Consider the following 21,570-nt stretch of genomic DNA (forward strand, 5'->3'; position numbering starts at 1 on the left):
TAGCTCAGCCGTGGGCGGCGAAGTACTCCTTGCTGCCGACCGGGTCGGGCTTCATGGTCGCAGCGCCCGGCATCCAGTTGGCGGGGCACACCTCGCCAGGGTGCCCCTGCACGTGCTGGAAGGCCTTGAGCACGCGCAGGGTTTCTTCCACGCTGCGGCCCACCGAGAGATTGTTGATGGTGGCGTGCTGCACGATGCCGTCCGGATCGATCAGGAACAGGCCCCGCAGCGCCACACCGACCTCCTCGTCGAGCACGCCGTAGGCGCGGGCGATCTCCTTCCTGAGATCGGCCACCAGCGGATAGGCGATGTCGCCGACACCACCGTCCTGGCGCGAGGTCTGGATCCAGGCCAGGTGGCTGTACTGGCTGTCGACTGAGACGCCCAGCACCTCAGCGCCAAGTGCGGCGAACTCTGCGTGCCGATCGCTGAAGGCTGTCACCTCCGTGGGGCAGACGAAGGTGAAATCGAGCGGATAGAAAAACAGCACCACATACCGGCCGCGGTACTGCGACAACTGGATTTCGCTGAAGTCCTGGTCGACCACGGCGGTGGCGGTGAAGTCGGGCGCCTGCTGACCCACGCGCAGGGAGGCGTTGATCGTCATGGCGGAGAGATGCTCAGGGACGGGAAGGTTGGGGAGGCTATGGCCGCCGGCGACAGCATCACGCCGGAAGCCGGAGATTGCAGCTGCGAAAGGAGGTGTGCCGCGGTGTTCCTGCCGTCTCCATCACTGTATCCAGCGCTGTCTGTGTGCAGCGGCCGTGGCGCGGATCAGCGGCGCTCGCAGCCGATCAGCAGGGGCCTCAGCCAGACGGATCAGGGCAGCCCTTGCCGGCCAAGCGCAGCGGGTCAAGAACTTTTGTCATAAAACACTGGCTGCATGCCTGAATGGGGTCGTTGGCGCGGTAGGCAGGTGAAGTGGCAGGCTGCTTCGTCAGCTCCTGTCCGCAGCACCGAACGCCAGCCTGGAGCGCACCCGGTTTCGGTGGTCCTTTTCTTTTGCCTGCCCTGATGTCCTGGGATCCCGTCCTGCTTCGCAAGTACAACGCCACCGGGCATTTCCGTCTGCTCAGCCAGCTGCGCAGCGAAATCGTCTCCCACCCGATTCAGCGTCCCCAGGCCGATGGCAGCCCGGCACGCCGTGGCCGTGGTTCCTCATCCTCCTCAAGGCGCTCCGGTGCCCGTGGTGGCGCCAGCGAGGCTGCGAACACCACCTCGGATTACGGAGCCGCTTCAGCCAATTCCGCCCCCAGCTTTCGTGAGCGCCTGAACGCCATCGAAATGCGCTGAGATCACGCGGCGATGCGCGATGGTGACTCAGATAGCGAGAGCCTCAATCAGAAAGCGAGACGCTGAGTCAGAAAGCGGCAGGTTGATTCAGGAAGCGAGAGAGAGGATCACGTTCACCCCGCATGGAACCCACCCAACATTGACCCCCCGCGGATTGAACGCACCCCACAGTCAATCCACCGCGGCTGGAACCAACCCCGGATGGGACCCACCCCGTTTTCATGCGGACCCAACTTGAGTGCTGGCTGATTCGCACGCCCCGGCACGCAGGGCCGGGATTGAGTCATTGGCCGAGCCGTGCAGAGCGCTCAGCAGAGCTCGCCAGCTTCAGGCGCCAACAAAGTCTCGCCAACGTCAGGTGTCAACCCATTGAGGTGACAAGGATGTCAAACCATCCATGTCAAAGAATTGAAGTGCCACTGGATCTACCACTGGGTTGGATCGATTTTCAGGGCAATGGCTCGGGGGAGACTTGAACTCCCGACCTTGGGGTTATGAATCCCACGCTCTAACCAGCTGAGCTACCGAGCCCTGTGTGGAGAGCTTAAACGACGGCCCGACGCCTCCCGTGCGGCGCGTCTCAGGCGCGGCCGGGGAGGAACTCCAGGGGATTCACGGCACCACGGCCGGGGGGATGGATCTCGAAGTGGAGGTGAGGCCCGGTGCTGCGTCCGGTGCTGCCCATCGAGCTGATCACGGTTCCCTGGCCCACCATCTGGCCGACTCTCACCATCAGGCGGCTGTTGTGGGCGTAGAGCGACTTGCTGCCGTCGCTGTGCTGGATCTCCACCAGGTAGCCGTAGCCCCCGTCATGCCAGCCGGCAAAGACCACCTGGCCGGAGCGGGCGGCCACAATCGGCGTGCCGACGTTGTTGGCGATGTCGACGCCTTTGTGCATGCGCCCCCAGCGCCAGCCGAAGCCGGAGCTGAACACCCCTCTGGTGGGCCAGATCCAGGTGGCGTCGCCCTGGGTGGGGCCTTGCTCCACCTCTGGACGGCCACCGAAGGAGGGGAGATCCGGCCAGCTGAGGCCGCCGCTGCCCACGGGATTGAGCCCGAGCACCATCCGGGTGCGACCGGGGGCGGAACGGGCCAGCCGCACCTGGGTACCGGCCACGAGCCGGGCGGCCTCTAGGCCGGGGTTCAGCCGCAGCAGCTCCTGAATCGTGAGGTTGTAGCGCTTGGCGAGCTTCATCAGGCTGTCGCCGAAGCGCACCACTCCGGTGGATTCCAGGGGTGGCAGCTCGGAGAGCGGGGCGGAGCGCCGGATCTGCTCGGGATCGAGGGCGGCCACGCTGCGGGCCCGGTTGGTGTCCCGTCCAGGGATCACCAGCCAGTCGCCCTGGCTGAACCTGTGGTCTTCGGTCACATCATTCATGCGGGCCAGGGGCGTTTCCTGGATGCGCAGCTGCTGAGCGAGCTCATCCAGGGTGACCTCTGCGCGCACCTGGATCCACACCCTGTCGCTGGCCTTGGGGAGCGAGGCGAGCTGCTGGACCGCTTTGGGTTCGGCCGTCAGCCCCAGAGCATCCCCGAAGCCGGCAGACAGCTCATCAACCCCGCTGGAGCGGGAGTCGGCGATGCCAGGGATGGCCGCAGCAGCCACCAGAGAGAGAACCGGGAGGGCTCCCATCAGAGGCAGGATCAGTTGCGAAGGCTTCATGCAAATTCACCCATTGGACAAAACCCGGTGGAGAAGCCGCCACCCCCCGGGTCGCGCCGACAGTAGCGGCCTGAACTCCTTTAGACAACCTGAAGGCCGGAGCGAACGGGGTTCAAGCGTCCCTGGCGGTGCTGGAGATCCCTGTCCCCAACTGGCGAATGGCCTCAAACAACACCACGGCGGCGGCCACGGAGAGGTTGAGGCTGCGCACCCCACCACCGCTGCGCACCGAGCCCGGCATCGGCACGGTGAGCCGGGCATCGGCGGCGGCCAGCACATCCGGCGGCAGGCCGCTCGATTCACGCCCATGCAGCAGCCAGTCGTCGTCTCGGAAGGCGAAGGAGGTGTAGGGCTGGTCCACCTGGCTGCTGAAGGCCACCAGGCGCCCACCGCACCTGCGGCGGTGCTGCTCGAAGCTCACCAGGTTGGCGTGGCGGTGCAGCTGTACCCAGGGCCAATAGTCCAGGCCCGCCCGCTTCAGCTGCCGGTCATCGATCTGGAAGCCCAGCGGTTCGATCAGGTGAAGCTCGCAGCCGGTGGCCGCACAGGTGCGCGCCACATTGCCGGTGTTCGGCGGGATCTCCGGCTCAAACAGCACCACGCGCGGCATCGCTCAGAGCTCCGGCACCGGCCTGCTCAGCCGCAGCAGATCGATCGCCCGCCCGTGCACCACCAGCCAGGCCTCGTTGCAGCGGGGCAGCAGCTCTTGCTGCAGCGCCCCGAGCCGATCCCGGAAGCGCCCGCCGATCGCCGTGGGGGGCACCACACCCCAGCCAGTCTCCTCAGACACGATCAGCGCGGCGGCGCGGCAACGCTGCAACGCCGACAGCAGATGCTGCTGTTCCTGCTCCCAGGCGCCTGTGTCCAGTTCGAGGTGGTGCGCCAGCCAGGTGCCGAGCGAGTCGATCAGCAGCAGTCGCTCAGCGGGCGCCCGCTCCAGCGCGGCGCTGAGCTGCCCTTCCACCTCCCAGGTGGGCCAGTCGGCCGGCCGGCGGCGGCGGTGCAGGGCCAGCCGCTCGCTCCAGCTGGCATCGCCCTCGAGGCGGGGGCCGGTGGCGATGTAGGTGACCGGCCGGCCCGAATGCAGGGCCAGGTGCTCGGCCCAGCGGCTCTTGCCGCTCCGGCTCGGACCGGTCACCAGGGTGAGCATGGCGTCAGCCCCCGCCATTCATGTTGCGCAGCGTGGCCACAGAAGATGGGGACACACGGTTGAGATAGCGGAAAATCCAATACTTGAAGATCGTGGCCAGAATCACCGGGAAGGTGGCGATGAAGAGCATCACGAAGTTCTCTCTCACCGGTAGTCCCAGGTGGGTGGCTACACCATCGAGCAACACAGTCCAGCCTTCCGGGCTGTGAAATCCCACGAAGATGTCGGTAAAAAGAATGATTGCAAAGGCCTTGGCACTGTCGCTCAGGCCATACACCTGTTCGTCCAGAAAGCCGCGCAGCACCCGGATGTCCTCACGGGCCAGCAGGCAGACCAGCCCGAAACTGAGCAGCCCGAAGGCATCGGAGAGCACGTTCTTGATCGCCAGGGTGCTCTGTCCATCCGCTTCTTCCTTCAGTTCGGCGGCGCGGCTGGCCAGGGCCTTGTGCATCGCCGCCGGATCGGGGAGGTCTTCGCCCTTGAGCAGGGCATCGAATTCCAGCTCCGCTTTGTACACACGCAGCTTCTCCACAGCCGCCTCTTCAAGCTGCGGCTTGGGGTAAGTGAGGAAGGGCACGTCGGGCGCGAAGCGATCCACCAAGGGCGAAATCACGAAGGTGCGGCTGGCCTGCTGCATCAGCAGCGGCACCAGCACCAGCAGCAGCAGGATGCGCAGCGACACCAGCGTGGAATCGCGGCGCCGGCGAAAGCCAGCCACCACGGTGGCCTCTGCCTGGGGATCCAGCTGCCGTCGCACCTTCTCCATCAACCCCATCAGGCTGCGGGGCAACAACTCCGGCGAGCGGGTGAGGGTGGAGAGCGGCTTGCGGTTGGAGTAGCGCCCCTCGACTGTTTCAATCAGCTGGAACTGCCGCAGCTCCTGGGGATCGAGTTCGTGGCGGCGGGGCTGGAGTTCCTCCACCACCTGCCGGCACAGCTCCAGTGAACTGCGAAACCGCCGCATCATCTGCGCCTGCACCGACGCCGGCATGCTCAGCTCAAGCTCCGGCCGCACAGGGCGGTCGTTGAAGTATTCGAGCTCAATGTTCTGGATCAGCAGGGCGGCCTCATAGGCGCGCTCCAGATTGCTGCGCAGATCCTTGGTGCGGGCCTTCCCGAAGGTTCCCATCCAGTCGGTCAGACCCATGGGTGCTCAGCGGGAGAAAACCCACCAGGTGAGCATCGGCACCACCGTGCCCACCACCAACAGCACGACGATCCAGGTGAAACCATTGCTGGAGGCCGTTTCCTCCTGGGTGGGGATGTTCGACTCCACTGGCACGATCACCTGCTCCAGCGGCGGGCCAGGGTCTTCGCCGCCTGCCAGCACGGCCGTGATGCGGTCGAGGGCATCGAGTGAGGCCTGTCGGTAGCGTGATCCCAACCGGATTGGAATCGCCATGGTGCGATCGGCGGTGTTGCGCAGCAGGGATTCAGGAAGCTGGTCCAGCAGGGTGTCACTGGCCACCACGGCGGCAGTGTTCGTCTGCGAATCGATCAGCAGGATCAGCTGGGAGGAGTCGTCGCTGGAAGCGGTGGACCAGCGGTCGATCAATTGCTGGCCGAGGGTCTCGAGATCGAGGCCGTAGTCGAGGCGCTGCACCGTGACCAGGCGGGCTTCGATGTGATCAGCCTGCAGCTCCTTGAGCCGGCGTTCCAGCTCCACCGCCGTGGCCCTGCTGAACAGCTCGGCGGGATCGATCAGGTGCTGTTGGGGCAGAGCGGGATAGGCGCTGGCTCCGACGGCCCAGGCCGCCGCTACGGGCAGGAACTGGAGCAGCAACACGGTGATGGCAGCCAGTAGACGCAGCGGCAGACGCAAAGACCGGGCCTCACAGTTGTGATTGTCAGTCTGCCGCCCGCAGGCCCTGCTGTCGCGCCCTGATGTGTCAGCGTTCGTATTCCAATCGCCAGAATCCCATGGCCGGTCTCCCGCCGCCGGCACGGCTCTGCCTGGCTGCCGGAGTGCTCGGCCTGCTGCTCTGCCTGCTCAACCAGCTCACGGCACCCGACCTTTCTCCCGCTCTGGAGCGGGCAGCCGTGCTCGCCAGCCTGATGGCGGTGGGCCTGATGCTGGTGGCCGTGCTCTGGACGCGGGCCTTGCCGGCGGCACCGGAGCGGGTGGAGTTGCCCGGGCCCCAGGGGCTGGAACTTGATGAGGCCCTCCCGCCCCTGGCCCGGGAGGAACTCGCCTGGGGCAGCCACATGCTGCTCACCGCCACGCCCGCCGCCAGCGTGCTGCTGTTCTGGCAGGGCCGGGTGGTTCTGCGCCGCGGGGTGCTGGCCGAAGAGCCCTTCTTCCCGGGTGCAATCTGCGAGCGGGCCCGACGGACGGAGCGCTGCGTTTCGCTGGTGGACCTGCGCCTTTATCCCGGCCGCCAGGAGTTCACCGGCCTGCCGCTGGGCACGCCAGCCGTGATCGTGCAACCCATCGGTGCGGTGGGCTGGTTGCTGGTGGGGGGCTGGTCGCCACGATGCTTCTGCCGCGCCGATGAACTGTGGCTGGAGGGCTGGGCTCGCAAGCTCAGAACGACACTGGAGGACGCTTCCGCGCCGGGCCCGGCGCCCGTGGCGGCACCGTGAGCTCGGTGAACACCCGCGCCCCCGGACTGACAAACTCAACGGTGCCGTCTTTGCCCACCTGGCCGCTGAGCGCCTCGCTGCGGGTGATCTGCCGGTTCGCCTCGCGTTCCAGCCGCACGGCCCCCTGGGCCTGAACCTCTTTCGAGGTCCAGTTCCACCGGCAGACGTTGGCCTGCAACCACTCGCCTGGTTGGCGCACATCGCAGCCGGCGGGGATGAAGGCCGTGGTGTCCGCCAGATTCGCTTCCAGTGCCTTGCCGCGCACCGTGAGCTGATCGAAGCGGCCCGTGAAGGGTTCGGCGCTGGAAATCCATTGCTTCTCGAGGTTCCAGCGGGTTCGCCCAGCGGCGATCTCCGTCTTGGCGGCGGGGTCGAGGAACTGCACCGGCGCGATCCCGTCGAACACCTGCTCGCGCGTGTTGCCCTCCAGTGCTGATGCGGTGAGGCGCTGGGCGGGCTTGCCGGGCTGCTGCCTCAGCGCCAGCACCGGCCCGGCCGCCTTCAGATTGCCGCTCGGCGGATACCAGTCGGCTTCGCGGGTGAGCAGGTTGAGGCCCGGCTGGAGCAGACGGGGAGATCCGCGCAGTTCCAGCTTGTCTTCGGCGATCAGGAAACGGGCGCGATCCGCCGTCAGGCGGGTGGAGCGGTCGGTGGCAATGGGCCTCCCGCTGATCTCAATCAGGGAGCGGGATGGCGTCCAGCGGACGCGATCGCCCGTGATCGTGGCGCCCTGGGGGCCGATCACCACGATGCTCACCTTCCCCTCCAGCTGGATCACCTCGCCGTCGTTGATCACGGTGCCGCTGCCGGCCTGGATGCGGTAGCGCGGCTTGCCGGCCGCATAGATCACACCGCGCGGTTGCCTGGCGGTGGCCACGCGGCGCTGCAGGTCGTAGCGGGCTTCAGGGCTGGTCAGCTCCCAGCTGGGTCGTCCCTTGGCATCCTGCTGGCGGAGGTTGAGGGCGCGGAACACGAACGGCTGCGGTTTGGCCGGCGTTCTGGCGCTGCGCGCACAACCGAACAACGGCACCCCCAGCAGCAGCACCAGCAGCAGAAGGCCCCTGCGGCGTGTGGAGCGGGAAGCGATCAAAGCGCTTCCTCCAGCTCGAGGCGGGCCATCACCGGCGCTGGCTCAGGCAGGGGTGTACCCGCCACTAAGCCACCCCAGCGCAGCCGTTCGCTCCATGGCGGATTGGCGGGGTTGCCGGCGGGGGCCGGCTCAGGCGCATCGCTGAGCACGGGGGCCTGCGCCAGCTGGACCAGCATGCGCCCGGCCAGATCCGGCAGCAAAGGGGCGATCAGCAGGGCCACGATCCGGGCAGCCTCGAGCACGGCGTAGAGATCATCCGCCACTAGCTCCACCCCCTCCTGCCGTTTCATGCGACTCCAGGGGGCCTGCTCGTTGAGGTAGCCGTTGGCGGCCACCGCCAGCTGCAGCGCCGCCTCCGCCCCCGCGCGGAAATCAAGCCGTTCCAGTGCCGCCATCACCCGCTGCGTGGCCTCCGCGCTGGCCAGGGCCAGCGGATGCTGATCGGTGACGGCGCTGCTCACCGGCGGCACAGCCTCGGCGAACCAGCGACGCGCCATGGAGGAGGTGCGGTTGAGCAGGTTGCCGATCGTGTTGGCCAGGTCGTTGTTGACCAGGTCGGTGAAGCGCTGCTGCTGAAAGTCGCCGTCGTCGCCGAAGCCGATGTCCCGCAGCAGATACCAGCGCACCGCATCGGGCCCACAGCGCTCCAGCAAGGTGGCGGGATCCAGCACGTTGCCCAGCGACTTGCCCATCTTCTGCCCTTCACGGGTGAGAAAGCCGTGGCCGAACACCCGCTCGGGCAGCGGCAGGCCAGCCGACAGCAGCATCGCTGGCCAGTAGACGGCATGAAACCGCAGGATGTCCTTGCCGATCACATGCACCGACGCCGGCCAGCCCCGCTGGCTGAGGAGATCGAGATCGGGGGCATCACCCGGCTCCAGCAGGGCGGTGAGGTAGCCCAGCAGCGCATCGAACCACACATAGAACGTCTGCGGTTCATGGCCCGGCACCGGCAGCCCCCAGGGCACGTTCAGGCGGGAGATCGAGAAATCGCGCAGGCCCTGCTGCACGAAGTTCTCCACCTCCTTCTGCCGGCCGGGCGGGGCGATGAAGCCAGGACGGCGGATCAGCTCCTCGATCGGCTGCTGGTAGCGCGAGAGCCGGAAGAAGAGATTGGTTTCATCGCGCCACTCGAGCGGGCGGTGGTGAATGCTGCAGTTGGGTGAATCGGCACCGGCGGCCTCGTCCTTGAATTCCTCGCAGGCCACGCAGTACCAGCCCTGCTGGCGGCCCTCCACCACGTCGCCGGCGGCCTCGACCCGCCGGAAGAACTGATCCACGAGTTGGCGATGGCGTGGATCGGTGGTGCGGATGAAGCGGTCGTTGCTGATCTCCCACGCCTGCCACAGCTCTCGGTACTGGGCGCTGACGCGGTCGCAGTGAGCCTGGGGGGTGAGCCCGGCCTGCTCGGCGGTGCGTTGGATCTTCAGGCCGTGCTCGTCGCAGCCGGTGATGAAGATCACCCGTTCCCCCTGGAGGCGCTGGAAACGGGCCAGGGCGTCACAGGCCAGGGTCGTGTACGCGCTGCCGAGGTGCGGCTTGTCGTTGACGTAGTAAAGGGGGGTGGTGAGCGTGTAGGTCATTCGGCGGGGATCAAGGGCTCGCTGGCCCGCCAAAGCGGCCCTGCGCCGGCGACGGATCCTACCGAGCGTCTCTTGGCGCCGACCTTTCTGCCAGCGGTGCCTCAGCACTTTCGGGCACTCTGACAACCTTTCCCCACCAGCCGCCCTGCCGCCGATGGCCTTGCTTCTGTGTGACCGCCTCCCGCTGCCCGGTTGCCGCTGATGGGCGCCGCAGCGGAACAAGCCCAGGTGGTGGTCTGGGGCGGTGGCAGCGGCGGCGTGGCAGCGGCGCTGCAGGCGGCTCGCGCCGGCGCCGACACCCTGCTGCTCACCCCCGGCGGCTGGCTGGGGGGAATGGTGAGCGCTGCAGGGGTCTGCGCGCCTGACGGCAATGAGCTCACCCCCTGGCAGACCGGTCTCTGGGGGGCGCTGCTGCGGGCCTTGCAGCAGGCGGAAGCCGAAGGGCTCGATCACAACTGGGTGAGCTGCTTCGGTTGGAGGCCGGCCACGGCCGAACGGATCCTGCGCGGCTGGGTGGCGGCAGAACCGCGCCTGCGCTGGTGGCCGTGCTGCACGCTGCGCGGCGTACGGCGCCAGGGACGGCGGGTCACCGCCTTGGAGATCGAGGGGGAGCACGAGCCCCAGTCGATCGCTCTGGAGGTGCTGATCGATGGCAGCGACCGAGGCGATCTGCTGCCCCTGGCGGAGGTGCCGTTCCGCTGCGGCTGGGAAGCCCGCGAACAGTGGGGGGAACCCAGCGCTCCGCCACAGCAACAGCTGGAAAACGACGCCTTCTTCCTGCGGCAGCCGGTGCAGTCGCCCACCTGGGTGGTGCTGGGCCAGCTCGGGCAGGGCCCCTGCCCCTCCGGCCGGCCGCCGGCCCCACCCTTCGCGCGCTCCACCGAGGCCCACGGCCTGCTGCGCACGCTCACCTATGGGCGCCTTCCGGGCGGGCTGGTGATGCTGAACTGGCCCCTGCACGGCAACGACTGGCACGACGGCCTGGAGCGGGCCTTCAGCGCCGATCCGCAGCAGCAGCAGGCGCTGCAGGCGGAGATGCGGGCCCACAGCCTCGCGTTTGCTGCGGCCCTGGGCGAAGCCAGTGACGGCTGGGTAAAGACGGCGGCGGTGTTCCCGGAGGCGGCGGCAGCGGCGGCCCTGCAGGGCTCCTCGGCCTTGGCGTTGATGCCCTACTGGCGCGAGGGCCGGCGCCTGCACGGTCTGGCCACTGTCACTGAACGGGATCTGTTGCCCCAGGCCTGCGCCGGCGGCACAGCCGAGGCACGCCTGGCCCCGCTGGCCACCGGCCCAGACGGGACGATCAGCTCCATTGCCGTGGGCAATTACCCCAACGATCACCACTACCCCGGCCCTGACTGGCCCCTGGCCCCGAAGAGCTGCCGTTGGGGCGGACGCTGGAGCGGCACCCCCTTCACGATTCCCTATGGCGCACTGGTGTGCGCCGACCTCGACAACCTGCTGGCCGCCGACAAGTCCTTCAGCACCAGCCACATGGCCAACGGCGCCACCCGGCTGCAGCCGCTGATCCTCAACATCGGCCAGGCGGCGGGAGCGGCGGCGGCATTGTGCGTGGCCCACGCACTGCTGCCGGCCGAGCTGCCGGTGCGCCAGCTGCAGGAGGCCCTGATCAACGACCCGCAGGCGCCTGCCGGGCCGCTACCGCTCTGGGACACCTCCTGGCATCACCCCGAGTGGCGCCTGCGCCAGCACGCGGCGCTGGCCGCGCCCGAGCGCCTGTCGCCGGGCGGCGCGCTGCTTGGCGCCGCGCCAACGGATCCCGGTGTTGCCCCAGCGGAGCCCCACGAACGCCTGTTCCAGGGCAGCCTGCAGAGCGATGGCAACGGCGGCTTTCTCCTCGACACCGGCGAGCGCCCCTGGCCTGTGATCACGCTCGAACCCGGTCTGCACCACTGGCTGGCCGCTGTTGAGCGACCTCGCACGGTGCAGCTGATCGGCTGCGCCAATCCCTGGGGGCCCTGGCTGCGGGTGTCACGGCTCGTCGCAGACTGACGCCTGCGCTGGCCATCGCCTGAGGCCGCTTCAGCGCGCCTCGAGGCGCAGCAGATCCGACAGCGAATCCACCATCTGCACGTGCACGGTGAGGGTGGTGCCAGGTTCGGCGGCGGCGGGGCAGCGGGCAGCCACGTCCAGCGCCAGCGCTTCGAGATGCACGAGGCCCAGCCGGTCCTGCTCCCGTAGCCAGCGCAGGAACACCCCCTCCAGGCGTTCCTGGGGGTGCTGCTCAAACCACACCTGCTGCCAGTGGCGCTGGTCTTCGCGGCTGATCTGCACCCCCTCCCGCAGCGGCGGATCGAGTTGATCGAGCAGGGCGCCGAGGTCGGTTCCATCCAGGGGCGGCTGGTGCTGCTGATGGGCCGCCAGCTGGCGTTGCACCACCAGATCGGCGTAGCGACGGATCGGTGAGGTGGCCTGCACGTAGGCGCTCAGCCCGAGGCTGAAGTGATGGCAGGGCTGCACACCGGTGACACCCCGGGTGAGGCAGCGGCGCAGGGCCATGTGTCGCACCGGACCAGGGGGCAGGGCCTCCAGCTGGGCAGCGGGCGGCAGCTCGGCGCTGGGCTGGCCCCGGTAAGGAAGGGCCAGACCCTCGCTCACGCCATAGGCGGCGATCACGGCGCCGTTGAGGATCATCGCTTCGGCCACCAGCGCCCGGGCCGGGCTCGGGTCGGTGATCTCCACGCTTGTCTGGCCGTCCACCGCGCGGATGCGGCCCTCCGGTTGCTCCATCTGCAGGGCACCCTGGGCCACACGCCAGCGGCGACGGCGCTCCAGCAGGGCGTCGATGCTGGCCAGATCCGGTTCTTCCTTTGGAGCCAGTTCGATCAGGGCATCGCCGTCGGCGTAGGAGAGGCGATAGGTGGGCAGCACCCAGCTGCGCACAATCTCCACGGCAGCCACTGCACCTTCGTCATCCAGCTCGATCGCGGTGCTCCAGGCGGCACAACGGTGACCCTGGCGCAGGCTGAAGGGGCCGGTGGCCAGAGGAAAGGGAAACATCGGCACCACCCGGTCGGCCAGGTAGAGGCTGGAGGCGCGGCGTCGTGCCTCCAGATCCAGGGGCGACTCCGGTGGCACCAGCCGCCCAGGATCGGCGATGTGCACCCACAGACGCTGACGGCCATCGCCCAGCTGCTCCAGGGAGAGGGCGTCGTCGATCTCCAGGGTGTCGGGATCGTCGAGGGTGTAGGTGCGCAGGGTGGTGAGGTCGCGGCGCTGGTCGTCGCCGGGTTGCGGGTCAGCGGCGGCAGCGATCAACCGCTCGGCCTCGGCCAGCAGCTCGGGCACGAAGCCCTGTTCCCACACGGTGCGCTGCAGCGAGGGGAGTGCGTGGGGCTCCCACTGGCCCAGATCCACCAGCAGGCGTCGCACCGCCCCCGGCTCCGCACTGCAGTGGGCGCCGTGCAGGGCCTGGCGCAGGGCCACCGGCAACGGCGTGGTGGTATCCCCGCCGGCCAGGGCCAGCAGGTGGTCGAGCTGGGCACGGGCCTGGGCGTCGAGGCTGCTCGGATCGAGCGGCTGACGTTGCTGCAGCAAGGCTTGCCAGCGCTGTTCGCGCAGCCGGCTCAAGCGTTCGAGGTGACGCTCCCGGCGCAGCTGGCGGAGATCCCGCAGCGTGCGGGGCTGAACCGCGCCGTGGCGCCAGCGAAAAAAGTGCTGCTCCTGGTGCTGCAGGACCAACCAGCAGGCGGCTCGAGCCGCCGGTGTGTCGGCAGGGGCCACCAGGGCCACGAGCTCCTCCAGTGGCATGGCCGCAGGAGGTGCGCCATGGGAAGAAGCCCCGGCGGCGGCAGGCGACGCCGGCTCACTGAGCAGCAGCCAAGCGGCGCCGAGATCACGGCTGGAGGGCCGCTGCTGTTGCAGCAGCTCCGCTGTGAGCCCCCAGGGGGGGGCGACCATAGAGGCGGGCGGGTTGAAGGTGCCTGGCAACGACACCAGGGGATCAAGCTCACGCAACGGCACCTGTTGGCGTCTGGCCTCAAAGCCGACCCGCAGGGCCGCTTTGCTGCCGGACAGGGTGTCGATGACGGCAAGCTCAGGCCCCCTGGAGCCGTTCAGACCGACCAGGTCGCCGGGCTGAAACGCCAAGGCGAACTCAGCCCTCGGGGTTCACGAAGGGAAGCAGCGCCAGGATGCGGGCGCGCTTCACGGAATTGGTGAGGTCGCGTTGCTGCTGGGCGGTGAGCCCGGTGAGCCGGCGGGGCAGGATCTTGCCGCGTTCGGTGATGAACTTCTTGAGCAGATCAACGTCTTTGTAGTCGATCGGATCGCCGGGTTTGATCGGCGAAAGACGCTTCTTGAAGAAGGAGCTGGACATGGGGAAGGGCAGAAAGGAAGAAGACGTGGAGAGAGGAAATGCTGTGGGGCTGGCGGTCATCACCGCCAGCCCTCACTCACTTGATCTCCTTGTGGTTCGTGCTCTTGTTGCAGTGAGGGCAGAACTTCTTCAATTCGAGCCGTTCGGTGGTGTTGCGGCGGTTCTTCTGGGTGGTGTAACGAGACACACCAGGAGACCGCTTGGCGGGGTTGGACCGGCATTCGGTGCACTCAAGAGTGATCACGAGCCGGACGCCCTTGTTCTTTGCCATGGAAGGACGTGCGCCGCTGAAGCGAGGCGAGCTGACAGCTGAACAACATACTCTCCGGCCTGCAACGCGCCGGTCATTAGGATCTCGGCGACTGGACGCCGTGGATTCGATGCAGGTCTCGCTCCAATGGCTGCGGGAGCTGGTGGCCTGCTCCATGCCCGCCGCTGAACTGGCCGAACGTCTATCGATGGCCGGCTTTGAAGTCGATGCGATCGAGGATCTTGCTGCCCGCGCCGCCGGCGTGGTGGTGGGCTTCGTGGAAGAGCGCAGCCCCCATCCCAACGCCGACAAACTCAGCGTCTGCCGGGTGCGTTTCTCGGCCGCTCCAGGCGACGACCTGCTGCAGATCGTCTGCGGCGCCCCCAATGTGCGGGCCGGAATCCATGTGCCCGTGGCGTTGGTGGGCGCCCACCTGCCGGCGGTGGATCTCACCATCAAACCCGCCGAACTGCGTGGCGTGGCCAGCAGCGGCATGATCTGCTCGCTGCGGGAGCTGGGACTGCCCGAAAGCAGCGATGGCATCGCCGTGCTCGACGATTTGCTCAGCGACGTGCCGCCCCTGGGCACCCCGGTGGGACCCAGCCTCGGTCTTGACGATCAGGTGCTGGAACTGGCGATCACCGCCAACCGCCCCGATGGGCTTTCGATGCAGGGCATCGCCCGCGAGGTGGCGGCCCTCACCGGCGCAGCGCTCACGCTCACAGCGCCGGCTCCGCAGGTCTCCGCCGTGCCGTTGCCGGTGGCGGCTGCTGACGCCGCCGCGATCGAAGCCGGTGGGCTTTACAGCCTCACGGCCATCACCGGCGTGAAGGTCGGGCCTTCGCCGGACTGGCTGCAGCAGCGCCTGGAGCGGGCCGGCCTGCGGGCGATCAACAACGTGGTCGATGTCACCAATCTGGTGATGCTGGAATTTGGCCAGCCCCTGCACGCCTTTGACAGCGAGCGGCTCGCCCTGCTCGGCCCGGCAGGCTCTGTCAGCGCCGATCCCGGCGCCATCGGCGTGCGTCAGGCCGGCGACGGCGATGCCTTCGAGGCGCTTGATGGCAGCAGCCATCGCCTCACCCCTGAAGCACTGCTGATCACCTACGCCAACCAGCCGGTGGCCCTGGCGGGGGTGATCGGTGGAAGCAACGCCTCGGTGCACCCCGGCACCGGCGCCATCTGGCTGGAAGCCGCTGTGTTCGCGCCCCAGGCGGTGCGCCGCAGCGCCCGCAGCGTGGGCCTGCGCACCGATGCCAGCCATCGGTTCGAGAAAGGCCTGCCGCGGGAGGTCACCCTGGCGGCGGCGGATCGTGCCGCCGCCCTGCTGGTGGAGCTGGCCGGCGGCGTGATCCAGGGCCGCTGGCTGCACCAGGCGCCTGTGGATCCCCGCCCACCGCTGGCCTTGCGCCGCGATGCCCTGCACCAGCTGCTGGGTCCCGTGCTCGTCGATGGCGTGGCGGACGACCTGGCCGATGAACGCATCACGGCCACCCTGGAGGCCCTGGGCTGCCAGCTGGAGGACAGCGAGGAGGGCTGGTGGGTCACCGTGCCCCCGTCGCGGGCGATGGATCTGCAGCGGGAGGTGGATCTGATCGAGGAGGTGGCCCGGCTCGTGGGTTACGACAATTTCGCCAGCCATCTGCCGGACCCGATCTGCCCTGGCGGCCTGGAGCCTGCCCAGAAGGCCGAGCGTCTGTTGCGCCGTGCCCTTTGCGCTGCCGGACTGCAGGAATGCTGCTCGCTGTCGCTCGGGCCGGCCCAGGCCCCGGTGAGCAGGGGCATTGGGCTGACGACGGCAGAGCGGGTGGCGCTGGCCAATCCTCTTCTGGCGGAATACGGCCACCTGCGTGATTCGCTGATCGACGACCTGCTGCTGGCGGCACGCCGCAACCTGCAGGCCTCACAGCCAGGCTTCTGGTCCTTCGAGATCGGCCATGTGTTCCGTGCCAACGGCGATGCCGCCGACACCGATGCGATCAGCGAGGCGAAGCTGGCGGGGGTGATCTGCGGGGAACGGCGCTCCGAGCTGTGGAGCAGCGCCGGCAAGCCCCGGCCGTTGGGGTACTACGAAGCGCGGGGTGTCCTGCAGCAGGCTCTCGGCCAGTTGACGCTGACCTGCGACGACCGCCCCCTGCAGGGCCATGCGCTGCTGCACCCGGGCCGGGCGGCGGAGCTGGTGCTCGAAGGCCGCGCTGTGGGCTGGTTTGCACAACTGCACCCGGCCCAGGCCGAAGCCCTCGACCTGCCGGAAGCCACCCATCTGTTTGAGCTCTCGCTGGAGCCGCTGCTGCGCGCGGCCACCCGCAGCAACCGCTGGCAGCCCAGCTTCAGCCCCTATCCCACCGTTCCCGCCTCTGAACGTGACCTGGCTGTGGTGATCCCTGCCAGCGTTACGGCTGCCCAGCTGCTCACGGTGATGCGCAAGGCCGGCCGGCCGTTGCTGGAGTCGGCGGAACTGATCGACCGCTATGCCGGCAGCCAGGTGGCCGAGGGAGCCGCCAGCCAGGCCTTCCGCCTGCGCTACCGCGATGCGCGCCGCACCCTCACCGAAGCGGAGGTGGAGCAGGCCCACGCGGCGGTGCGCCAGGCCGTCGAGAAGCAGTTCGACGCCCAGCTGCGAGCCTGATCCCCAGCAGTGGGCCTGACACTCAGCTGGCGGTCAGCACCGCCAGCGCCTCCACGTGGCTCGTCTGAGGGAAGAAGTCGACGGGTTGCACGCTCTGCAGCGTCAGCCCCCCGTCCTGTGTGAGGCGGGCCAGGTCGCGGGCAAGTGTGGCGGGGTTACAGCTGAGGTAGGCGACCCGTCGGGGGGGGCAGGCACGGATCACGGCCGTGACCTGCTCGGGAAGGCCTTTGCGCGGTGGATCGAGCAGCAACCCATCCGCCTCCGGCAGCAGCTCCACCAGCGCAGTGGCCACGTCGGCGCTCTCCACCGACAACCCATTGAGACCGTTGAGCGCCGCATTGAGCCGGGCCTGCTCAACGCTGGGCAGGTGCAGCTCCAGCCCCCGCACGCTTGCCCCGGCGGCCGCCAGAGGCAAGCCGAAGGTGCCGATGCCGCAGTAGGCCTCCACCAGCGTGCGTCCGGCGCGTGGTTCAAGCGCGTCCAGCAGCAGCGGCACCAGCCGCTCGGCCTGGGGGGTGTGCACCTGAAAGAAGGTGTCCGGCGCGATGCGCAGCTCGTGCCCGCAGAAGCGTTCGCTCAGCCAGCCCCGCCCGGCGATCACCTCGGTGCGCGGACCCATCAAGGTGTTGGTGGGCAGGGGCTGGAGGTTCAGGCACACGCCCACCAGTTCAGGCCAGCGCTCCATCCAGGCGTCTGCACGTTCGCTCAGCCCGGGCAGCTGGCTGTGGCTGCTGATCAGGGTCACCAGCACCTCGCCGCTGTGATGCCCGACGCGCAGGCCCAGATGGCGAAGACCACCGCCTTCGCTCAGGTCCGCGTCCACGGGCCAGCCGCTGGCTTCCAGCTCCTGCTTCAGTGGCGCGATCAGCGAGTCGATGCGCGCATCGAGCACCGGACAGCGGTTCATATTGACGATCTTGTGGCTGCCGCTGCGGTAGAAGCCGGCTCTCAGGGTGCCGTCGGGCCCGCGCTCCAGCGGAATCACGGCCCGGTTGCGATAGGCAAGCGGCTCAGCCGCCGCCAGGATCGGCTGCACCGCCAGGGAAAAGCCACCGATCCGCTGCAGGGCCTGCTGGACCAGATCCTGTTTCCAGCGGGCTTGGGCCTCATCGACGAGATGCTGGACGCTGCAGCCGCCGCAGCGCTCGGCAAGGATGCAGGGAGGACGCCGGCGCTCTGCCGCCGTGTTGTGCCGCTCGATCAGCTCCGCCACCACGTGGCCTTTAGCCTGGTAGGTGACGCGGGCTGTCACGGCCTCACCGGGCAGGGCCTGTGGCACAAACACCACCACGCCACGCTCACCTCCCCCTTCCGTGGCTGCGCCCCAGCGACCGACACCCTCGCCGAGGTGGTTCAACCCGGTGATGCTCAGCTCCAGTTCCGTGCCGGAGGGGGGCAAGAGAAGGGCCATCCAAAGACCTGCGACACAACGGGCAGCCCCTGACCCTAAAGGCCCCCCCGGATGCAAAGGGCCGTTACACAAAGGCGCTTCCGGCCATCGCGAGGGACTCTTCTCGGTAAGATCGGCCCCAGCGTGGTGCTTTCGATGAGCGTCGTCAGGGACCTGATCCTGCAAGCCGATGATCAGTTGCGCTACCCCAGCGGCGGTGAATTGCGCTCCATGGCGGAGTACCTCTCCGGCGGAAACCAGCGCATTCGTGTCGCCCGCGTGCTCACGGAAAACGAGAAAAAGATCGTCAATGAGGCGGCGCGGCAGCTGTTTCTGCGCAAGCCCGAATACGTGGCCCAGGGCGGCAATGCCTATGGCCAGCGCCAAAGGGCCCAGTGCCTGCGCGATTTCAGCTGGTACCTCCGCCTGGTCACCTACGGCGTGCTTGCCGGCAGCACCGAAAAGATCCAGGACATCGGCCTGATCGGTGCCCGCGAGATGTACAACAGCCTCGGGGTGCCCATGGCGGGCATGGTCGAAAGCATGCGCACACTCAAAGAGGCGTCACTGGCGCTGCTTGCCACCGAGGATGCCGTCATGGCTGGCCCCTACTTCGACTTCCTGATCCAGGGGATGCAGACGCCCGGCTGATCTGCCTGCCCCGTCGGATCTGATCGTGTCTGGCCTGGCCTGATGATCTTCTGCTCTTGAGCCAGCAACCCAGCTTGCGTTGAGGTGTTTCTTGGTCTCGTCTGCTTCGGTTGCGCCACCCTCATCGACAGGTGAAGGCCCTTCGCAAGCCCTCTGACATCTAGGCAACTGTTCAGCTGGCTGCGCACACCTCTGACAGGGAGTGCAGCGTCTGCACCTGCCCTGGGGTGAGATCAAAGCTGAGGTCTTCCAGGGAACTGGGCAGCACGATTTGAAGGCTCATCCCAGCTGCAGGGATCGGATCCAGGCAACCGGCCTCGAACTGGGACGACCTCACCGCAACCAAGGCGCCCAGCCTTTGGCTCGCACCGTTGTCAAGGTTTCAGTTGCCGGGCTCGTCCTCTTGAACGGCTGCCAAGAAGAAAAGCGCAGCGCAGAACAGAAGCGCCGTGCCTGCCATCCATGTGCCGAATCTGGCCAAGCAGGATCGTCATTGCCTCTGTCCTGCAAGAGGGAATGAATCCATTGGCTTCTGCGCTGAGGCCAGTCGTGGAGTCGCCTCTTCTCCACCGTCTCACTCTGGACATGTAGTAGGTCCTGAGCTGGTTCTGTCGTGAGGCACATGAGATCCAATGAAAGCCACAGCAGGATCGCCCTAAGCAGCGGTTAAGCGATCGATCGAGCCTCGCCTCATGGATCGGTGAGGCGAGGCAAGGGCGTCATTTCCAATTGTGTCTCGCTCATCGGGAATCTTTCAGGTGCGCAGTAGAGGTTCGGTGGGAACAATTCACCCAGACGTTCCCTCATCGCGCAGGCTTTGTCGGCAGTCACCTCGTCATGGCTTGGCTGCGTTGTTTCCTGGGTCGCCTGGCGCTGGAGGCCCGGTGTTCGCCGAAGGCCGCACTCTCCCAGCTGTCCCATGTGCGACCAGCTACGGGTCCAGTGCTGAGTCTTGTCTGCGCTGCTTGAAAACCAGATTTTCCTGCGATTCCACCTGTGCAGATCGACCCTTTTCCCCTCTGAGCCTGCAGAGATGGTCGGCCCGGTCATGGGGGTGGCTGGAGTTGCTTCCTGTTCATCTGTGCCGCCTTGGACGTTCAGTGCTGATCGCCGTCGACCGTGACCCACACAACCCCCGGCTCTCTGCGAGCCTGGCGGATCCTGAGCTGGTCCAGCCAGCAACACGGCACTCCACCACAGAGCCTTCGAGCCGGCTCACCCCTTCGCTGCCTGTGGCTTCATGCCACGCCATCGTGATTTCGCTAGCGCTCACTCCGGTGCAGCCTGTCGAAGCTGCGCCTTGGTCAACCCTCTGCGTACCTGTGTCTCACGCAGGTACGCAGCTGAACTTTTGCGCGAAGCTCTCCTGTCCTGCTTGGGTTTTCAGGTCCTCCCGATTCCATGTCCACCTGCTGGACACCTGCCCTGTTGGCTGGTGGACAAGCCGCTGCAGGACAAAGGTGTCATTGGCGCGGTGATCCCTAGCCAGACGATTGCGGAACCGATGGTCAGTGGTTGCCTCTCCTCGTCAGCGATCCGCCCGGGGCTTTGGCTGGGTACCGAGTGCATGGCGCTCTTATGGTTTTCGATCTGATGGGTGTTGTGTCTGTGCTGGGACGGTGCGGCTGCATCGTTTTGCGCCTGGGGGTGTTCCCCCTCGCGGGCGGCACAATCGCCATTATGTGCCGCTCATCTCATACGGGTCCCGTCGCGAGACTCATAACGCGTCTCACCGTGGATAGATGGGCGAAGCCTTTCAGGCGGAGGCTCGCAGAGGCCTCCGCCTGAAAGGACCATGAGCCAAGCAGGAGCTCTGGCCTGCCCAGAGGGTCAGCTGGATTTGCGATAAAGCTCCTTGAGCAGTTGGTAGGCCTCATTCAGGCGGCGCATCGTGTCGGCGCTGCCGCCGGAATCGGGGTGGTGCCGTTGGGCCTGCTCCCGATAGGCCTCGCGGATCCGTTTCAACGTGAGCCGTTCGCCGACCTCGAAGGGAATCTCCAGCACCTTGAGGGCTCCCTGCAGCGTCATCGTGTGCTCCAGCGTCTGGAAGGAGGTGCCCTGCCGGCGGCGGCGGAAGCGATGCACGAAGCGCCTGATCAAGGTGGGCAGTCGCAGGCTCAACGTGGCCGGGCTGAACGGATCCTCCAGCAGCCCGGCGCCCACCATCACCCGCTCGAAGCTGGGCGGGCCAGCCGGCCAGCTCGGAGCACAGCCCACGATCCAGTGTTCCAGCGCCGACCAGGTGAAAGGTCGCCCTTCCGCCTGGTCGGACTGGGGCCAGATCTCCTGGCCCAGCCATACCATCGCCGCTTCCAGGACAGCGTCGTTGGCGGCCGTGCCGTACAGGCCCACCCAGTGGGCTGTGGCGGCAGTGAGGGCGGCGCTCAGATCGTGCTCAGAGATTTCTGGAAAAGGATCATTGGGCCGTGTTGGCGTGCTCGGCTGCGGGTGGAGGCTCTGGCGCAGCCGTGCCGACCGTTGCTGCACGAATCCAGGCAGATCGATGCCACCTCCCATGCCTCGGCTTCCGGATCCGCCGCTGCCGGTTGCGGCCGTCTCCCGCCCCTTGTGCGGACCCGGCAGTGTTCGAGGCTGTTTGCGGGTCTCACTTGAGACCTCTTCTGAGTCTCGTGTCAGGTCTAACTCGAATTCGGTGAGACCGTCCTCGGTAGTGAGCACGAGTTGCGTGCTTTCGCCGCTGGACGCCAGCACCAGAGCTCCCCGTTCAAGCAGCACCTCATGTTCTTGATCGTCGCCGTCGTCCTGCTCCGCCTCCTGGTCGGGGGATTCAGGCAGCAGTAACTCCAGCAGGTGCTCCATGGCCTGCCCGTGGGTGGAGAAGCCCCATTCGCGCTGGAGTTGCTTGAACTGCGCGATCCTTGCGGTCGGCAGCGTCATCGACAGAGTTTTGCGCTCCTTTCGTACCGGCTCAGCCACGTCGGAACCGATGGG

Annotated in this window: 18 protein-coding genes and 1 tRNA gene; 5 read left to right on the forward strand and 14 right to left on the reverse strand. The window is 67.4% G+C overall.

Annotated features, from left to right (window positions below):
- Window positions 1-4: 4 nt before the first annotated feature.
- Entirely contained in the window at window positions 5-607 is a 603-nt protein-coding gene (locus tag KBZ19_RS10275; protein ID WP_255100872.1) for a peroxiredoxin, read from the reverse strand.
- A 407-nt stretch (window positions 608-1,014) separates the two neighbouring features.
- Between KBZ19_RS10275 and KBZ19_RS10280 the strand changes: the two genes are divergently transcribed.
- On the forward strand, window positions 1,015-1,293 hold the full coding sequence (locus KBZ19_RS10280) for a hypothetical protein (RefSeq protein WP_144037006.1): 279 nt from the start codon (window positions 1,015-1,017) through the stop codon (window positions 1,291-1,293).
- Window positions 1,294-1,750: 457 nt separating this feature from the next.
- Here KBZ19_RS10280 and KBZ19_RS10285 read toward each other — a convergent pair.
- From KBZ19_RS10285 to psb32, 6 genes are all read right to left on the reverse strand, one after another.
- Window positions 1,751-1,824, reverse strand: a tRNA-Met gene (locus tag KBZ19_RS10285).
- A gap of 49 nt (window positions 1,825-1,873) precedes the next feature.
- Entirely contained in the window at window positions 1,874-2,926 is a 1,053-nt protein-coding gene (locus tag KBZ19_RS10290; protein WP_233132971.1) for a M23 family metallopeptidase, read from the reverse strand.
- Window positions 2,927-3,068: 142 nt separating this feature from the next.
- Complete coding sequence (locus tag KBZ19_RS10295; protein WP_094512869.1) at window positions 3,069-3,566, reverse strand: tRNA (cytidine(34)-2'-O)-methyltransferase; 498 nt, start codon at window positions 3,564-3,566, stop codon at window positions 3,069-3,071.
- Between the two features lie 3 nt (window positions 3,567-3,569).
- Window positions 3,570-4,124 carry a bifunctional adenosylcobinamide kinase/adenosylcobinamide-phosphate guanylyltransferase gene (cobU, locus tag KBZ19_RS10300; RefSeq protein ID WP_094512868.1) on the reverse strand — a complete coding sequence of 185 codons (555 nt, stop codon included), beginning with the start codon at window positions 4,122-4,124 and terminating at the stop codon, window positions 3,570-3,572.
- A complete protein-coding gene (gene pxcA / locus KBZ19_RS10305; RefSeq protein ID WP_094512867.1) occupies window positions 4,111-5,253 on the reverse strand; it encodes a proton extrusion protein PcxA in 1,143 nt (380 codons plus the stop codon). The genes cobU and pxcA overlap by 14 nt, the downstream gene beginning before the upstream one ends.
- Before the next feature lie 6 nt (window positions 5,254-5,259).
- Window positions 5,260-5,928 (reverse strand): photosystem II repair protein Psb32, encoded by a 669-nt coding sequence (psb32, locus tag KBZ19_RS10310; RefSeq protein ID WP_094512866.1) that lies wholly within the window; start codon window positions 5,926-5,928, stop codon window positions 5,260-5,262.
- 98 nt (window positions 5,929-6,026) lie between these two features.
- On the opposite strand from psb32, the gene KBZ19_RS10315 reads away from it, so the two are divergent.
- Window positions 6,027-6,689: a cofactor assembly of complex C subunit B gene (locus tag KBZ19_RS10315; protein ID WP_255100873.1), complete on the forward strand. Its 663-nt coding sequence runs from the start codon at window positions 6,027-6,029 to the stop codon at window positions 6,687-6,689.
- Here KBZ19_RS10315 and lptC read toward each other — a convergent pair.
- Entirely contained in the window at window positions 6,631-7,779 is a 1,149-nt protein-coding gene (lptC, locus tag KBZ19_RS10320) for an LPS export ABC transporter periplasmic protein LptC (protein WP_255100874.1), read from the reverse strand. The two genes, KBZ19_RS10315 and lptC, sit on opposite strands and share 59 nt — an antisense overlap.
- Window positions 7,776-9,362 (reverse strand): methionine--tRNA ligase, encoded by a 1,587-nt coding sequence (locus KBZ19_RS10325; RefSeq protein WP_255100875.1) that lies wholly within the window; start codon window positions 9,360-9,362, stop codon window positions 7,776-7,778. Before KBZ19_RS10325 ends, lptC begins: the two co-directional genes overlap by 4 nt.
- A gap of 201 nt (window positions 9,363-9,563) precedes the next feature.
- Here KBZ19_RS10325 and KBZ19_RS10330 point away from each other — a divergent pair, with 201 nt between their 5' ends.
- On the forward strand, window positions 9,564-11,372 hold the full coding sequence (locus KBZ19_RS10330; protein WP_255100876.1) for an FAD-dependent oxidoreductase: 1,809 nt from the start codon (window positions 9,564-9,566) through the stop codon (window positions 11,370-11,372).
- 30 nt (window positions 11,373-11,402) lie between these two features.
- Here KBZ19_RS10330 and KBZ19_RS10335 read toward each other — a convergent pair whose 3' ends face one another.
- The 3 genes from KBZ19_RS10335 to rpmG all read right to left on the reverse strand — a co-directional run bounded on the left by KBZ19_RS10335 (window position 11,403) and on the right by rpmG (window position 13,969).
- Window positions 11,403-13,469 (reverse strand): RNB domain-containing ribonuclease, encoded by a 2,067-nt coding sequence (locus tag KBZ19_RS10335; protein WP_255100877.1) that lies wholly within the window; start codon window positions 13,467-13,469, stop codon window positions 11,403-11,405.
- Between the two features lie 7 nt (window positions 13,470-13,476).
- A complete protein-coding gene (gene rpsR / locus KBZ19_RS10340; protein ID WP_094512863.1) occupies window positions 13,477-13,698 on the reverse strand; it encodes a 30S ribosomal protein S18 in 222 nt (73 codons plus the stop codon).
- A 76-nt stretch (window positions 13,699-13,774) separates the two neighbouring features.
- Window positions 13,775-13,969, reverse strand: a complete 195-nt coding sequence (gene rpmG, locus KBZ19_RS10345; RefSeq protein WP_094512862.1) for a 50S ribosomal protein L33 — start codon at window positions 13,967-13,969, stop codon at window positions 13,775-13,777.
- A gap of 109 nt (window positions 13,970-14,078) precedes the next feature.
- Between rpmG and pheT the strand changes: the two genes are divergently transcribed.
- A complete protein-coding gene (gene pheT, locus KBZ19_RS10350; RefSeq protein WP_255100878.1) occupies window positions 14,079-16,577 on the forward strand; it encodes a phenylalanine--tRNA ligase subunit beta in 2,499 nt (832 codons plus the stop codon).
- A 22-nt stretch (window positions 16,578-16,599) separates the two neighbouring features.
- On the opposite strand, the gene rlmD is transcribed toward pheT, so the two are convergent.
- Window positions 16,600-17,988 (reverse strand): 23S rRNA (uracil(1939)-C(5))-methyltransferase RlmD, encoded by a 1,389-nt coding sequence (gene rlmD / locus KBZ19_RS10355; protein WP_255100879.1) that lies wholly within the window; start codon window positions 17,986-17,988, stop codon window positions 16,600-16,602.
- 135 nt (window positions 17,989-18,123) lie between these two features.
- On the opposite strand from rlmD, the gene apcD reads away from it, so the two are divergent.
- Complete coding sequence (gene apcD / locus KBZ19_RS10360; RefSeq protein WP_094512860.1) at window positions 18,124-18,618, forward strand: allophycocyanin subunit alpha-B; 495 nt, start codon at window positions 18,124-18,126, stop codon at window positions 18,616-18,618.
- Window positions 18,619-20,448: 1,830 nt separating this feature from the next.
- Here the strand turns inward: apcD and KBZ19_RS10365 are convergent.
- Window positions 20,449-21,516 (reverse strand): J domain-containing protein, encoded by a 1,068-nt coding sequence (locus KBZ19_RS10365; RefSeq protein WP_255100880.1) that lies wholly within the window; start codon window positions 21,514-21,516, stop codon window positions 20,449-20,451.
- Window positions 21,517-21,570 lie beyond the last annotated feature (54 nt).

Origin of the sequence: Synechococcus sp. L2F (assembly GCF_024345695.1) — a bacterium.
Classification (GTDB): Bacteria; Cyanobacteriota; Cyanobacteriia; order PCC-6307; family Cyanobiaceae; genus MW101C3.

Bases quoted from the DNA above. Each gene is read 5' to 3' on its own strand.
- KBZ19_RS10275 (WP_255100872.1), bottom strand. From the start codon at position 607: ATGACGATCAACGCCTCCCTGCGCGTGGGTCAGCAGGCGCCCGACTTC.
- KBZ19_RS10280 (WP_144037006.1), top strand. From the start codon at position 1,015: ATGTCCTGGGATCCCGTCCTGCTTCGCAAGTACAACGCCACCGGGCAT.
- KBZ19_RS10290 (WP_233132971.1), bottom strand. From the start codon at position 2,926: ATGGGAGCCCTCCCGGTTCTCTCTCTGGTGGCTGCTGCGGCCATCCCT.
- KBZ19_RS10295 (WP_094512869.1), bottom strand. From the start codon at position 3,566: ATGCCGCGCGTGGTGCTGTTTGAGCCGGAGATCCCGCCGAACACCGGC.
- cobU (WP_094512868.1), bottom strand. From the start codon at position 4,124: ATGGCGGGGGCTGACGCCATGCTCACCCTGGTGACCGGTCCGAGCCGG.
- pxcA (WP_094512867.1), bottom strand. From the start codon at position 5,253: ATGGGTCTGACCGACTGGATGGGAACCTTCGGGAAGGCCCGCACCAAG.
- KBZ19_RS10315 (WP_255100873.1), top strand. From the start codon at position 6,027: ATGGCCGGTCTCCCGCCGCCGGCACGGCTCTGCCTGGCTGCCGGAGTG.
- KBZ19_RS10325 (WP_255100875.1), bottom strand. From the start codon at position 9,362: ATGACCTACACGCTCACCACCCCCCTTTACTACGTCAACGACAAGCCG.
- KBZ19_RS10330 (WP_255100876.1), top strand. From the start codon at position 9,564: ATGGGCGCCGCAGCGGAACAAGCCCAGGTGGTGGTCTGGGGCGGTGGC.
- rpsR (WP_094512863.1), bottom strand. From the start codon at position 13,698: ATGTCCAGCTCCTTCTTCAAGAAGCGTCTTTCGCCGATCAAACCCGGC.
- rpmG (WP_094512862.1), bottom strand. From the start codon at position 13,969: ATGGCAAAGAACAAGGGCGTCCGGCTCGTGATCACTCTTGAGTGCACC.
- pheT (WP_255100878.1), top strand. From the start codon at position 14,079: ATGCAGGTCTCGCTCCAATGGCTGCGGGAGCTGGTGGCCTGCTCCATG.
- rlmD (WP_255100879.1), bottom strand. From the start codon at position 17,988: ATGGCCCTTCTCTTGCCCCCCTCCGGCACGGAACTGGAGCTGAGCATC.
- apcD (WP_094512860.1), top strand. From the start codon at position 18,124: ATGAGCGTCGTCAGGGACCTGATCCTGCAAGCCGATGATCAGTTGCGC.
- KBZ19_RS10365 (WP_255100880.1), bottom strand. From the start codon at position 21,516: ATGACGCTGCCGACCGCAAGGATCGCGCAGTTCAAGCAACTCCAGCGC.